This is a genomic window from Pseudomonas sp. NIBRBAC000502773, from assembly GCF_006517195.1.
GTDB classification, from domain to species: domain Bacteria; phylum Pseudomonadota; class Gammaproteobacteria; order Pseudomonadales; family Pseudomonadaceae; genus Aquipseudomonas; species Aquipseudomonas marginalis.
In genome coordinates this window covers 1,876,089-1,889,175 of sequence record NZ_CP041189.1, presented here as the reverse complement: position 1 = coordinate 1,889,175, position 13,087 = coordinate 1,876,089, and the positions used below count along the sequence as shown (strand labels likewise).

At 62.6% G+C, this 13,087-nt stretch carries 14 protein-coding genes and 1 pseudogene; 8 read left to right on the top strand and 7 right to left on the bottom strand.

From position 1 onward, the window contains the following. The first annotated feature begins 26 nt into the window (after positions 1 to 26). From NIBR502773_RS08685 to NIBR502773_RS31260, 3 genes and pseudogenes are all read left to right on the top strand, one after another. On the top strand, positions 27 to 506 hold the full coding sequence (locus NIBR502773_RS08685) for an SRPBCC family protein (protein WP_141155858.1): 480 nt from the start codon (positions 27 to 29) through the stop codon (positions 504 to 506). Continuing rightward, positions 503 to 1,261, top strand: a pseudogene (locus tag NIBR502773_RS31265) (RNA polymerase sigma factor); the annotation flags it as partial. The gene NIBR502773_RS08685 and the pseudogene NIBR502773_RS31265, both read left to right, overlap by 4 nt. A 309-nt stretch (positions 1,262 to 1,570) precedes the next feature. Further along, complete coding sequence (locus tag NIBR502773_RS31260; RefSeq protein ID WP_373682388.1) at positions 1,571 to 1,726, top strand: tetratricopeptide repeat protein; 156 nt, start codon at positions 1,571 to 1,573, stop codon at positions 1,724 to 1,726. 3 nt (positions 1,727 to 1,729) lie between these two features. On the opposite strand, the gene NIBR502773_RS08675 is transcribed toward NIBR502773_RS31260, so the two are convergent. Next, positions 1,730 to 2,584 (bottom strand): LysR family transcriptional regulator, encoded by an 855-nt coding sequence (locus NIBR502773_RS08675; protein ID WP_065925265.1) that lies wholly within the window; start codon positions 2,582 to 2,584, stop codon positions 1,730 to 1,732. Between the two features lie 88 nt (positions 2,585 to 2,672). Between NIBR502773_RS08675 and NIBR502773_RS08670 the strand changes: the two genes are divergently transcribed. Further along, positions 2,673 to 3,185, top strand: a complete 513-nt coding sequence (locus NIBR502773_RS08670) for a multidrug/biocide efflux PACE transporter (RefSeq protein ID WP_141155856.1) — start codon at positions 2,673 to 2,675, stop codon at positions 3,183 to 3,185. Here NIBR502773_RS08670 and NIBR502773_RS08665 read toward each other — a convergent pair. Then, positions 3,084 to 3,842, bottom strand: coding sequence for an SDR family NAD(P)-dependent oxidoreductase (locus NIBR502773_RS08665; RefSeq protein WP_115487113.1), 759 nt, complete (start codon positions 3,840 to 3,842; stop codon positions 3,084 to 3,086). The two genes, NIBR502773_RS08670 and NIBR502773_RS08665, sit on opposite strands and share 102 nt — an antisense overlap. Positions 3,843 to 3,949: 107 nt before the next feature. Between NIBR502773_RS08665 and NIBR502773_RS08660 the strand changes: the two genes are divergently transcribed. Further along, positions 3,950 to 4,846, top strand: a complete 897-nt coding sequence (locus tag NIBR502773_RS08660; protein ID WP_027605625.1) for a LysR family transcriptional regulator — start codon at positions 3,950 to 3,952, stop codon at positions 4,844 to 4,846. Here the strand turns inward: NIBR502773_RS08660 and NIBR502773_RS08655 are convergent. Further along, positions 4,843 to 5,760, bottom strand: a complete 918-nt coding sequence (locus tag NIBR502773_RS08655; protein WP_027605626.1) for a LysR family transcriptional regulator — start codon at positions 5,758 to 5,760, stop codon at positions 4,843 to 4,845. The genes NIBR502773_RS08660 and NIBR502773_RS08655 overlap by 4 nt on opposite strands. Before the next feature lie 104 nt (positions 5,761 to 5,864). Here NIBR502773_RS08655 and NIBR502773_RS08650 point away from each other — a divergent pair, with 104 nt between their 5' ends. Genes NIBR502773_RS08650 through NIBR502773_RS08640 form a run of 3 tightly spaced genes read left to right on the top strand, consistent with a single transcriptional unit; the run spans position 5,865 to position 8,529 of the window. Beyond that, positions 5,865 to 6,620 (top strand): 5-oxoprolinase subunit PxpA, encoded by a 756-nt coding sequence (locus NIBR502773_RS08650; RefSeq protein ID WP_027605627.1) that lies wholly within the window; start codon positions 5,865 to 5,867, stop codon positions 6,618 to 6,620. Between the two features lie 59 nt (positions 6,621 to 6,679). Next, positions 6,680 to 7,558: an allophanate hydrolase subunit 1 gene (locus NIBR502773_RS08645; protein ID WP_115487110.1), complete on the top strand. Its 879-nt coding sequence runs from the start codon at positions 6,680 to 6,682 to the stop codon at positions 7,556 to 7,558. Then, positions 7,555 to 8,529: a biotin-dependent carboxyltransferase family protein gene (locus tag NIBR502773_RS08640; RefSeq protein ID WP_141155855.1), complete on the top strand. Its 975-nt coding sequence runs from the start codon at positions 7,555 to 7,557 to the stop codon at positions 8,527 to 8,529. Before NIBR502773_RS08645 ends, NIBR502773_RS08640 begins: the two co-directional genes overlap by 4 nt. 62 nt (positions 8,530 to 8,591) lie before the next feature. Here NIBR502773_RS08640 and NIBR502773_RS08635 read toward each other — a convergent pair whose 3' ends face one another. The 4 genes from NIBR502773_RS08635 to NIBR502773_RS08620 form a co-directional block, all read right to left on the bottom strand. Continuing rightward, entirely contained in the window at positions 8,592 to 10,208 is a 1,617-nt protein-coding gene (locus tag NIBR502773_RS08635) for an inorganic phosphate transporter (RefSeq protein WP_027605630.1), read from the bottom strand. Positions 10,209 to 10,371: 163 nt separating this feature from the next. Beyond that, entirely contained in the window at positions 10,372 to 11,391 is a 1,020-nt protein-coding gene (locus NIBR502773_RS08630) for a transporter (RefSeq protein ID WP_027605631.1), read from the bottom strand. 148 nt (positions 11,392 to 11,539) lie between these two features. Beyond that, positions 11,540 to 11,845, bottom strand: a complete 306-nt coding sequence (locus tag NIBR502773_RS08625; protein WP_027605632.1) for a PepSY domain-containing protein — start codon at positions 11,843 to 11,845, stop codon at positions 11,540 to 11,542. Positions 11,846 to 11,945: 100 nt separating this feature from the next. Then, positions 11,946 to 13,073 carry a glycerophosphodiester phosphodiesterase family protein gene (locus NIBR502773_RS08620; protein ID WP_115487107.1) on the bottom strand — a complete coding sequence of 376 codons (1,128 nt, stop codon included), beginning with the start codon at positions 13,071 to 13,073 and terminating at the stop codon, positions 11,946 to 11,948. Positions 13,074 to 13,087: the final 14 nt, after the last annotated feature.

The window sequence follows — 13,087 nt, the reverse complement described above, 5'->3', positions numbered from 1 at the left end:
ACCATAAGACTTGAGGAGGTTTAGTCATGCCTACGCAACCTGCCGAATTTGAACTGTCCATCAGCCGCTTGATCGATGCACCGCGCAGCCGGGTGTTCCGCGCCTGGACCGAGCCCGCCTTATTGCAACAATGGTGGGGCCCCCACGGCATGACCACCCCCGAGTGCGAAATGAACCTGTGGGTCGGTGGTCTGTTTCGCACCCTGATGCGTGCGCCGGATGGCAGTGAGTACCCGACCCAGGGCGTGTTCCTGGAAATCGTCGCCCCTCGACGCCTGGTGTTTACCGACGCCTATACGCCGGGCTGGATCCCCTCGGGCAAACCGTTCATGACCGCCGAAGTGATCCTGCAGGAAGTCGAAGGTAACAAGACCCTCTATACCGCCCGCGCCATGCACTGGAGTGCTGAAGACAAACAGGCCCACGAAGCCATGGGCTTTCACGACGGCTGGGGCCAGAGCCTGGACCGCCTGGTGACGCTGGTGACCCAGGGCATGCCTGATTGACGTCGGCAATCGAGGCCATTTACCGCAGCGAATCCCGGCGCGTCCTGGCTACGCTGATCCGCCTGCTCGGGGATTTCGACCTCGCCGAAGAAGCCTTGCACGAGGCGTTCTTCGTCGCGGTCGAGCGCTGGCCGCAAGAGGGCGTGCCGGACAACCCACGGGCCTGGCTGGTGTCGACCGGACGCTTCAAGGCCATCGACCGCCTGCGCCGCCAAGCCCGTTTTGCGCCCTTGTTGCAGGCGCAGGCCGACGCACTGGAAGCCGCCGACTGGAGCGTTGAGGACGTGGAAGACGACCGCCTGCGCCTGATCTTCACCTGCTGCCACCCAGCGTTGGCGGCCGACGCCCAGGCGGCGCTGACCTTGCGTGAGATCTGCGACCTCACCACCGAGGAAATCGCCCGCGCCTTTCTGGCCACCCCGACCACCATCGCCCAACGCATCGTGCGCGCCAAGGGCAAGATTCGCGAAGCCAAAATCCCTTATCAGGTGCCGTCGCTGGCCGAGCTGCCCGAGCGCCTCGACAGCGTGCTGCGGGTGATTTACCTGGTCTTCAACGAAGGCTATTCGGCGTCCATGGGCGCGGACCTCACGCGCGAGGACCTGACCCGCGAAGCCATTCGCCTCGGCCGCCTGCTGCTGGAGTTGCTGCCGGAGCCGGAAGTGATGGGCCTGCTGGCGCTGATGCTGTTGCACGAGTCCCGCCGCGCGGCGCGCACCTCAGCCAGCGGCGAGCTGGTGTTGTTAGATGAACAGGATCGTTCGCTGTGGGACGCGTCCCTGATGGTCGAAGGTTGTGGGCTGGTGGAACAGGCCCTGAGCCGTCGCGGCTTTGGCCCGTACTGCCTGCAAGCGGCGATTGCAGCGGTGCATGCCGAAGCGCCCAGCGCCGGGGAAACGGATTGGCCGCAGATTATCGGGCTCTACGATGTGTTGCTCAGTGCCGTGCCGTCGCCGGTGATCGAGTTGAACCGCGCCGTGGCGGTGGCCATGGGCGAAGGGCCGCTGGCGGGGCTGCAGTTGGTGGAAGGCATTCTGGCGCGCGGGGCGTTGCTGGATTACCACTTGGCGTATTCGGCGCGGGGCGAGTTTTGTCGGCAATTGGGGCAGGTGGAAGAGGCCCGGGCAGCCTACGAAAAAGCCTTGTCACTGACCCGGCAAATTCCGGAAAAGCAATTCCTGGAACGCCGCCTGGCCGAACTCAATCCCCCCAAGCAATGAAGATCACTCCAGCATCTTCCCCAACAACCAACTCCCCGCCGGCCCCGGCGGATGGTGTCGGGACCACAGTGCATCCACGGCCACCGAACGCGGCCAACCCCGGGCCTTGAGTTCGACCAGTTGCCCCCCACCAAAGCGCTCCACCAGCCAGCGCGGAATCGGTGCCCAGCCAAACCCTAACTGGGCCATCTCCAACAGCATCAGGTAACTGGGGGCCGACCAGACACGGCCGTTGGCGCGGGTTTCGTTCGGGTTGATGATGCTGGCCAAACGCAATTCGCGGTGCTGTTGCAGGGTGTGCGCGGTGAGGGTCCCGACGCCCGCCAGCGGATGTCTGGGTGACACGAACAGGGCAATTTCCGTGCGCTCGTCCACGGGCGCGCGGGTCAGGTCCGGCGGATACTCTTCCTGGTGTTCAATAAACGCAATCTGCGCGCGACCGCTTTGGACCAGGGCGATCAGGTCTTCGCATTCGGCGATCAGGCATTCCAGCTCCAGGTCCGGGTAGCGCTGTTCAAAGGCGCTGAGGGCGACCTCGAAACGGTCGGACTGGTAGGTGTCGGACATGGCGATACTCAGCTTCGGCTCCAACCCCTGGGCCAACTGGCTCGCCGCCAATTCCAGCCGGCTGCTGGCCTCCAGCACCTGCTCGGCGCGTTGCAGCAACACATGGCCCGCCGGCGTCAGCGTCGGCTTGCGGCTGCTGCGATCGAACAGCACCACATCCAGGTCAATCTCCAGGCTCGCCACGGCCGCGCTGACGGTGGACTGGCTCTTGCCGAGCTTGCGCGCCGCCGCCGAAAACGAGCCTTGGGTGGCCGCCTGCACAAACGCCTGCAGCACTTCGTTAGAGGCCATGACTATCGCCTTGATCGATGGTTATTGGTTATGAAGTATCGAGTCAAAGGCTAATGATGACAACCATCGTCACTCACGGAGCCGGGTCATGAACCCTACCAAGTCGCTTACTGAACGCGTTTGCCAGGCCATTGGTTTCGAAGCCCTGGCGTTGTTGATCTGCACCCCGTTGCTGGCGTGGATCATGGACAAGCCTGCCCTGGAGATGGGCATGGTCACCCTGGCGATCAGCCTGTTGGCGCTGGCCTGGAACGTGATTTTCAACGGCCTGTTCGACCGCCTCAAGGCGCGCCTGCAACTGGCCAGCAACGGCTGGACCCGCGTGCTGCACGCCTTGATGTTTGAAGGTGGGTTGATCCTGGTGTGTGTACCGCTGATTGCCGCCTGGCTGAACATCAGCCTGGTGCAGGCGTTTATCCTCGACATAGGCGTACTGCTGTTTTTCCTGCCGTACACCTATGTGTATCACTGGGGGTATGACGTCCTGCGCGACAAGCTCCTACAGAAACATGCCGCCCGACGCCTCGATACGCTGGCCGGTGATCCAGGCACTACCGTCGGCGAGCAGGCTGGCAATCGCGCCGCCGATATCGTCCGGTAACCCGGCGCGGCCCAAGGCGGTATTGCTGGCGACCATGGCGTTGAGGTTGGCGTTGTCGCGCACGGCACCACCGCCGAAGTCGGTTTCAATGGCGCCGGGGGCCAGGATGTTGACGCTGATGCCACGGCCGCCCAGCTCTTTGGCCTGGTAGCGGGTCAGCACTTCCATCGCGCCTTTCATGGCGGCGTAAGCGGCGTAGCCGGGCAGGCTGAAACGCGCCAGACCGCTGGAAATATTGACGATGCGCCCACCGTCGCGGATCAACGGCAACAGCTGTTGGGTCAGGAAAAACGGACCCTTGAACTGGATCGCCACCAATTGATCGAACTGCGCTTCGGTGGTCTCGGCGAAGCTGGCGTGAATGCCGATACCGGCATTGTTGATCAGAAAATCGAAGCGGTCCTGTGCGAAAACTTCCTTGAGCACGCCAGCAACCTCGCCGACGAAATCAGCAAACGTCGCGCTCTGGCTCACGTCCAGTTTCAGCATCGCGGCACGGCCGCCCAGTTGTTCGATCTGTGCGACCAATGCCTGCGCTTCATCGGCCTTGCTGTGGTAGGTGCCAATGATGTCGACGCCTTGTGCCGCCAGGTGCAGGGCGGTGTTTTTGCCCAAGCCACGGCTGGCACCGGTGATCACTGCGATTTTACGGGTCATGGTGATGTCCTCGGTGATTGAGTGTGGGAAGCAGTGTATTTGTCCGGTCGTAACGTGATAAACAGCGCTATACCGGAATCACTGGCCGAATAAGGCGAACAATCCCCATGAATAAACTGGAGCTGCTGCGCACCTTCGTGCGCGTTACCGAGCTGTCGAGTTTCACGGGTGCCGGCGAGAGCCTGGGCCTGCCGCGCTCCACGGTGTCGGAACATGTGCAGGCGCTGGAAGAGCTGCTCGGCGCCCGCCTGCTGCAGCGCACCACGCGCAAGGTGCAGGCCACCCAGGATGGCCGCGTGCTGTATGAGCGCAGTAAGGATTTGCTCGCGCACATGGAGGAGTTGGAAGGGCTGTTTCGCCAGGACGAAGCGCAACTGGCCGGGCGGATTCGGGTGGACATGCCCAACATGATGGCGCGGGACCTGATCCTGCCGCGTCTGCCGCAATTCATGGACGCGCATCCGCTGATCGAACTGGAGATCAGCACCACCGACCGCCAGGTCGACCTGCTCGCCGAAGGCTTCGATTGCGTGCTGCGCGTGGGCGCGCAGCCGGACCAGAGCGTGGTGGCGCGGCTGTTGTGCAGCATGCCGATGATCAACTGCGCGAGCGCCACCTACCTGCAACGCTACGGCGTGCCCCGGACACTGGCCGACCTGGCCGACCATCACCTGGTGCATTACGTGCGGCCGTTGGGTTCACGCTCGGCGGGGTTTGAGTACGTGCAGGGCAACAAGGTGCTGCGCATTCCCATGGGCGGGCGGGTCACGGTCAACAGCACCGATGGCTACAAGTCTGCCTGCCTGGGCGGTTTCGGGATTATTCAGGTGCCGGCCCTGGGCATGGGTGACGAATTGGCCAGCGGGGAGCTGGTGGCGGTCCTGCCGGACTATCCGGCCCCGCCGCTGGATGTGTCCCTGCTCTACGCCGGTCAGCGGCATTTGCCGCTGCGGGTGCGGGTGTTCATGGACTGGTTGGCGGCCATTCTGCATTCGCAGCTTTAACGCCGCGCCGACAGCTGTTGCGGCGCGAGGAAGGCGTCGTGGAAGTAATCGCGAAACGCCTGCATTGCCGGGGTAAAGGCGCGTTCGCGGTGCCAGGCCAGGCCGACGCTCATGGGCGTGACGGGGTCGGTGACGGTCAGGGTTTCGATGCGCTTGCCTTCCAGCGACCAGGGCCGGTGCACCAGGTCCGACAGGATCGCCACGCCGCTGCCATTGGCAACCATGCTGCGCACCGCCTCCACCGAACTGGTGCGCAGCCGCACCTTGGGCGTTTGCCCGGCCTGTTCCCAGTACCGCATGGCGCTGTGTTCGGCCTCATCGACGGTGAGCAGGATGTACGGCTCCTGCGCCACATCCGCCAGGCTCACCGCACCGCGTTCGCACAATGGGTGATGGCTGGGCAGCCATAAACGACGTTCCGAGTTGAACAGGATTTCCGAGACGATCGCCGGGTGGGTGAGGTTCGCGGTGAGGACCACGGCCATGTCGAACTGGCCATCGAGCAGACCCTGTTCGATGGCCTGGCGCTCCTGCTCGAACACCTCCAGGGTCACATCCGGGTGCCAGTGCTCCATGCGCTGCAAGTGGTGCGGCAGGAAGTAACCCAGCACCGTGTAGCTGGCCGCCAGGCGCAGCACGCCGCTGGCGCGGTAGTCGGGCAACGGGCTGTTCAGCGCATCGTCGACACTGCGCACAATCACGTAGGCGCGGTTGAGAAAGTGCCGCCCGGCATCGGTCAGGTTCATGCCCTGGGCCGAGCGCACAAACAGCTGCACGCCGAGCAGCGCTTCCAGCTCCTTGATCGCCGTGGTCACCGCAGACTGGGAGATGTTCAGGTGAATCGCCGCCTGGGAAATCTGGCCGATTTCGGCGGTGGCCACGAAGTAGCGGATTTGGCGCAAGGTCAGGGACATGGCTTTATCTGATTTTCAGAAGATGAGCCATCTGATAATAGATCTTCCCAAGGGGTCAAGCCGCAGCCTACTTTCGAGCATCACCTTTTGGCGGAGCGTTCCCGATGCAGGCAGTGGATTTCAATTCAGACATGGGCGAAGGCTTCGGTCCCTGGACCATCGGCGACGGCGTCGACGCGGAGCTGATGGCCTATATCAGCTCGGCCAATATCGCCACCGGCTTCCATGCCGGCGACCCCGGCACCATGCGCCGCACCGTCGCGCGGGCCAAGCAATTGGGGGTGGCCATCGGCGCGCATCCGGGCTTTCGCGACCTGGTGGGTTTCGGTCGTCGGCATATCCATGCGCCGGCCCAGGAACTGGTGGACGACATGCTCTACCAATTGGGCGCCCTGCGCGAAATCGCCCGCGCCCAGGGCATGACCCTGCAACACATCAAGCCTCACGGCGCGCTCTACATGCACCTGGCCCGTGACGAAGAAGCCGCGCGCCTGCTGGTACAGAACCTGCAAATCATCGAGCCGACGCTGTTGCTGTACTGCATGCCCAACTCGGTGATCTGGCGCGTGGCCAAGGAACTCGGGCAGCCGGTGGTGCGCGAATTCTATGCCGACCGTGAGTACGATCTGACGGGCTCCATTGTGTTTACCCGCAACGTACGTGCACTGGACCCGGCCACGGTCGCGGCCCGCGTCCTGCGCGCATGTCAGACGGGGCTGGTGCGTACCGTAGAAGGCGAAGACCTGTTTATTGAATTCGACTCCATCTGCCTGCACAGCGACACCCCCGGCGCCCTGGAGTTGGTGGAGGCCACCCGTGAAGCATTGGACCAGGCCGGCATCACAGTCAAAACCCCCTAATAAGATCGAACATTTACTTTTTTGCCTGCCTTTCTATAACGATTCCAAGAGGAACAGACATGGCTGAAACGTCCCCCATCCGCTACAGCTTCGGCGGTGATGAACACTTGTTCGCCGAAGTCAGCGAGAGCATGTCCCTTGAGGCTTTTTTCAAGGGCATGGCCGTGACCCGTGCCGTGGAACGCCTGGCGCTGGAGGGCGTGCTGGATGTGTGCCTGGCCAATGCCTCGTTCCAGATTCGCTTCGACCCCGACCGCATCGCCCCCCATGTGCTGCTCGACGCCGTGCAGAGCGCCGAAGCCCAGGCCGTGGCCGAACGCACCCTGCACACGCGCATCATCGAAATCCCGGTGCTCTATAACGACCCCTGGACCCATGAAACCCTGATGCGGTTTCGCGACCGCCATCAAGACCCCGCTGGCACCGACCTGGAATACGCCGCGCGCATCAATGGCCTGGCCGATGTCGAAGCGTTTATCGCCGCCCACAGTGGTGCGCCGTGGTTTGTCTCGATGGTGGGTTTTGTCGCGGGCTTGCCGTTCATGTTCCAGATGGTCGAGCGCGAGCGGCAGTTGCAGGTGCCCAAGTACCTGCGCCCGCGCACCGACACGCCGAAACTGACCCTCGGCCATGGCGGTTGCTTCGGTTGCATCTACTCGGTGCGCGGCGCCGGCGGCTACCAGATGTTCGGCGTGACCCCGGCACCGATCTACGACCCGGCGCAGCAGCTGGCCTACCTCAAGGCGCATATGGTGTTTTTCCGGCCGGGTGACATCGTGCAATTCAAACCCATCGACCGGGACGCCTACGACCTGGCGGTTGCCGAGGTGGAGGCAGGACGTTTCGACCTGCGCATTCGCCCGGTGGATTTTTCCCTCGATGCGTTTCTCGCCGACCCCATTGGCTATCCGAAAACCCTGCAGGAGGCGCTGGCATGATCAAGGTCCTCAAACCCGGCCTCGCCACCTCTGTGCAGGACCTGGGCCGCGAAGGTTATTACCACCTGGGCATTCCGCCATCGGGTGCTTTGGACCAATACGCCCTGAGTGCGGCCAACCATCTGGTGGGTAACCCGGTAGGCGCTGCCGGCCTGGAATGCACTTTGATCGGGCCGGAACTGGAGTTTCAGCGCGATACCCTGGTCGCACTCAGCGGTGCGTTGATGTCACCGCGCCTGGACGGCGAAGTGGTGCATCAGGACACCGCCTTTGAGGTGCGCGCCGGGCAGGTGCTGCGTTTCGAATTTCCCAAGGCCGGTGCCCGCACTTACCTCGCCGTCGCCGGTGGCATTGACGTGCCGTTGGTGCTTGGCAGCCGTTCCACCTACACCCTCGGCGCCCTGGGTGGTTTCCACGGGCGACGCTTGCAGGCAGGCGATGAGCTGCCCATCGGTGAAGCCAGCGGTCTCGGGCGGGCAGGCAACAGTTTGCCGATGGCATTGCGCCGCTCGGTGGGCGGTGATGTCACCTTGCGCATGGTGCCGGGGCTGTATTACGAGCGCTTGACCGCGGGTGCCAAGCGCAGTTTTTTTGCCGAACCGTGGACGGTCGGCTCCGAGGCGGACCGCATCGGCTACCGCTTCAAGGGCGGCAGTGCGCTGAGCTTTGAACCGCGTGAGCAGCCGTTCGGCGCGGGGTCGGATCCGTCGAATATCGTCGACAGTTGCTACCCCATCGGTTCGATACAGGTACCGGCGGGGCTGGAGCCGATTGTGCTGCATCGGGATGCGGTATCCGGCGGTGGCTACGCGATGATTGGCACGGTGATCAGTGCCGACCTGGACTTGATCGGGCAGATGCAGCCCAACCAGCGGGCGGGGTTTGTGGCGGTGACGTTGGAGGAGGCGCTGGAGGCGCGGCGGGTGTACAAGAAGCGGCTCAAGGCCATGGCGGGACTCTTCAACAACTGACACGACACACATCCAAATATGGGAGGGAGCAAGCCCCTCCCACATTTTCAATCTTGGGTTGGTCAGAAGAGTTGGGTGAACAGCCAGTAGAGGCTGCCGGACAGCAGAATCGCCGCCGGCAAGGTGAGCACCCACGCCATCAGCAAATTGCGGATGGTCCGCATCTGCAACCCACCCCCATTGGCCACCATGGTCCCCGCCACACCCGACGACAACACATGGGTGGTCGACACCGGCAGCCCGAACATATCCGCTGCGCCAATGGTCAGCATCGCCACGGTCTCGGCCGAGGCGCCCTGGGCGTAAGTCAGGTGGGTCTTGCCGATCTTCTCGCCCACGGTGACCACGATGCGCTTCCAACCGACCATGGTGCCAAGCCCCAGGGCGATGGCCACGACAATCTTCACCCACAGCGGAATAAAGCGCGTGGCATCGTCGATCTGTTGCTTGAACAGTTGCAGCTTGCCTTGGGTGTCGGCGTCGAAATTGCCGACCTTGCCTTTGTCCATCAGGCGAATGGTTTCGCTGCTCAGGTACATATCGTTACGCACGTTGCCCACGGCTTCGGCGGGGACTTTGGCCAGGGAACCGTAGCCTTTGACCTGGTCACCGATCTGGCCGGCGAGGGCGGCGAGAGCGGGAATCAACTCGGGCGTGGCTTCCTTGGTGCGCATGTAGGTCGACAGCACCGGCCGAGGGTCACCCGCCAACGCCCGCGGCGCTGTTTTCATCAGCGCCACCTGGGTCACTTCGGCGACTGCGGCGAACTGCAACGACTGTTCGGCCGGCATGGCGCGGTTCAGCGCATAGGCCATCGGCAGGGTACCCACCAGGATCAGCATGATCAGGCCCATGCCTTTTTGCCCATCGTTGGAACCGTGGGCAAAGGACACGCCGGTGCAGGTGGCGATCAGCATGCCGCGAATCCACCAGGGCGGCGGGGTGTCGCCCTTGGGGGCCTTGTACAACGCACGGTTTTTCACAAAGGCGCGCAGGGCCAGCAACAGCAAGGCGGCGAAGGCGAAGCCGATCAGTGGCGAGAGCAGCAGCGCATAACCGATCTTGATCGCCTGGCTCCAATCCACACCGCTGGTGCCGTCACGCCCGTGCATCAAGGCATTGGCCACGCCGACGCCGATGATCGAACCGATCAGGGTGTGGGACGACGAGGCCGGCAAACCCAGCCACCAGGTGCCGAGGTTCCACAGGATCGCGGCGATCAGCAACGCGAAGATCATCGCGAAGCCGGCCGATGAACCCACCTGCAGAATCAGCTCCACCGGCAGCAAGGCAATGATGCCGAACGCCACCGCACCGCTGGACAGCAGCACACCGAGGAAATTGAAGAAGCCCGACCACACCACCGCAAACTGCGGCGGCAGCGAGTTGGTGTAGATCACCGTCGCCACCGCGTTGGCAGTGTCGTGGAAACCGTTGACGAACTCGAACCCCAGGGCAATCAACAGCGCCACACCCAGCAGCAGGAACGGCGTCCACGTGGTGAGCTGGGCGCCCATTTCGTGCATGTCGTGCATGAGGCTGTAGGCGGTAAACAACAGGCCCATGGCAAGCACGGCGAAGAAAACGATCACCGTCACCAGGCCGGGTTTCTTGTCCAGGCGTGGTTTTGAGTCGACGGAGGATGAGTGCGTGGAGGCAGTCAGGGAAGGGGTGGCCATGCCGGGGCATCCGTGTGGGGAGGATGCCGCTCATATTCATTGCAGAATGTTACAGCGATGCTGCCGCAAATCATTGTTTAGGTAATTGGATCTGCCACTGGTCTACAAAACACCGGAGTACTCATATGAGCGGCGGTGCGACGATTCGACCGTTGGTTTCATTTCAATTTGAAAACTTGCGAAACGCCCAGCGCCCGGCGATCAGCGTGAAGGTCGCGACCAACGCCACCAGGATCCAGAACCCCTCCGGGTCCTGTGAAAGCGGCACACCGCCCACGTTCATGCCGAAAAAACCGGCGATGATGTTGATCGGCAACGCCAGCACCGTCACCACGGTAAGGGTGAACAGCGTGCGGCTGCTTTGCTCGTTGAGGTTGGCGGCGATCTCTTCCTGCAGCAGCTTGATCCGTTCGCCCAGCGCCGTCAGGTCGTTGATGATCAGCGCAAACTCCTCGGTGGATTTGCGCAACTCCTTCACGTCTTCCTTTTGCAGCCATTGCGGCGGGCGGTTGAGCAGGCGCAGCAGCGAACCCGGTTCCAACGCGAGCAGGCGTTGCAGGCGCACCAGCACCCGGCGCGCCGCGCCCAGTTCCGCGCGGTTGGTGGACAGGCGCGAGGACAGCAACTGGTCCTCGATATGGTCGACGCTGATGCTGGTCTTGCGCACGATCTGGGTCAGCACTTCCCCCTGGTCGCGCAGCAGGTGCACCAGCAACTCCAGCGGCGAACGAAAGCGTTCGCCGGCCTTCACCGACGAGCGCAACTTGTCCACCGAGTGCAAAGGTTGCAGGCGTGCGCTGATCAACAGCCGGCTGCGGGCGCAGACCCACAGCGTAGAAATATCCGACGAAACCATGCTGCTGAAGTTGAACACCACGTCGTTGACCACCGCCAGCAAGGCTGAGTCGACGTGTTCGATACGGGTGGAGCGCGAGCCTTCGTGCAGGGCCTCGAAGAATTCTTCGGGTAAATCCAGGTTGGCCTGCATCCAGCGTTCGCAGGCGGCGTGGGCCAGGTTCAGGTGCAGCCACAGGAACTCTTCCGGGTCGGCGGGTTGCTGCAAGGCCGCGAGGGCCGCGGCCGAATCAATCTGTTCGCCCTTTTCACCGGGACGAAAACGAAAACCGTAAAGCAAGCCAAACAGGTCGGAGTCCTGGTGGCTGTGGTCGAGGCTGTGGTTCATGGAGACTCGCAGAGAAAGCGCCTGTAGGACGTTTCACAGGTTCGCGTGGGCGAATCATTGCAAGGAGGTATGACAGTTATATGACGTTTTAACGGTGCGCATAAAAAAACGCGCCACCCGGAGGTGGCGCGTTTTTTCGAGGTTCAACTCAAGTGTCTTGCTTGTTTTCCAGCACCGCGCCGGTCTTGGCGTCGAGCTTCACTTCAAAGCGCTTGCCGGCGGTGTCGGTCAGGTCGACTTCGTAGACCAGTACCCCGTTTTTGTGGTCCAGCTCGGTGTCGGTGATGCTGCTACCGGCGTGGGTGGCCACGGCGGCGGCATTGAGTTTCTCGAACGGCATCACGGCGCCGGACTTGAGCAGGCCTTCAATCTGGTCCGGGCGAACATCGGCCTGGGCCAGGCCGGCGGTCAGGGTCAGGGCGGTGGCGGCGAACAGGGCGGTCAGGGTTTTCATGGTGTGTGTCCTTCTCTGGTGAGCTGTTTAAGTGGCGCCAGATTAACCGGCGCAACTTAACTCATCCTTAATGGCGCACTGACACCAATGCCCGACTCACTCAGTACTTATAGTCGTTCAGCAGGTCCTGAACGCTGGACGACGGCCAGCGCTTGTAGAACTTCAGCAGCTCGGCGGCGCGGTTGGTGAAGATGCCGTCGACGCCGGCCTTCATCACTTTGTCGAAATCGACCGGCTCATCCACGGTGTAGACGTGTACCAGCAGGCCCTTGTCGTGGGTCAGCTTGTTCATTTCAGGTTTCACCAGGTCGGTGTAGCTCTGGTCGCCATGGGCGGTCAGCTCAGCCGATGGGCCGGTGCCGATGGCGCCGAGGCGCTTGGCTTCGTCGACCCACTTTTCGAACTCGGCGGCGTCTTTCGGCTCTTGCTTGGCGTAATAGGCGGCCTTGGTCGGTTCGCCGGATTCGGCAAAGGTCTGCGTGGATTTCGGCTCGATGCTGCCCGGGCCAACCCATAACAGCAGGATTTTCGGGGTGTTCGGCATCTCTTTCTGCAGCTCTTTCAAGCTGTCTTTTTCAAACGTCTGCAGCACCACACGGCCCTTGCCCTGGCCGACGCCGGTGTTGCTCTTGCCCAGCTTGGAGCCGGCGGAGCTCAACCAGCCTTTATCCAGCAGCTTGTTTTTCAGGTCGGCTTCGATACCCGGGAATTGCTTGGGCTCCTTGGTTTCGATGTACAGGCCGGGTTTGTGCTGCGGGTTGCCTTCGGCGATCTTGATGATGTCGTCCAGGCTCAGGATCTTCAGGCCAACGAAACCTGGACGCGCACGGTCCGGGTATGCAGCGTTGAACCAGCTGCCGGCGTCGAGGGTTTGCAGTTCTTTCCAGGTGAACTCGTTGGCCGGGGCGTCCTTGCGCTCAGGGAACTTGGTGGCCACGTCGGTGGTGCGCTGCAGGTTGTTGTCATGCAGGGCGAACAGCACGCCGTCCTTGCTGCGCTGCAGGTCCAGTTCCAGGTAGTCGGCACCCAGGTCGCGCGCGACTTTGTAGGCGGCGGCGGTGGATTCCGGCGCGTCGTAGGACGCGCCACGGTGAGCGATCACGGCGGGGTAGGGAATGCCTTCGTTTGTCGCCAATTCAGCCGGGCTGATCGGTTCGGCAGCCTGTGCCTGGCCGAGGCCAAGCGCCAGTGCGAGCAGCAGGGCGCTCTTGGAAAACGTGACAGGCATATGCGAAGTCCTTT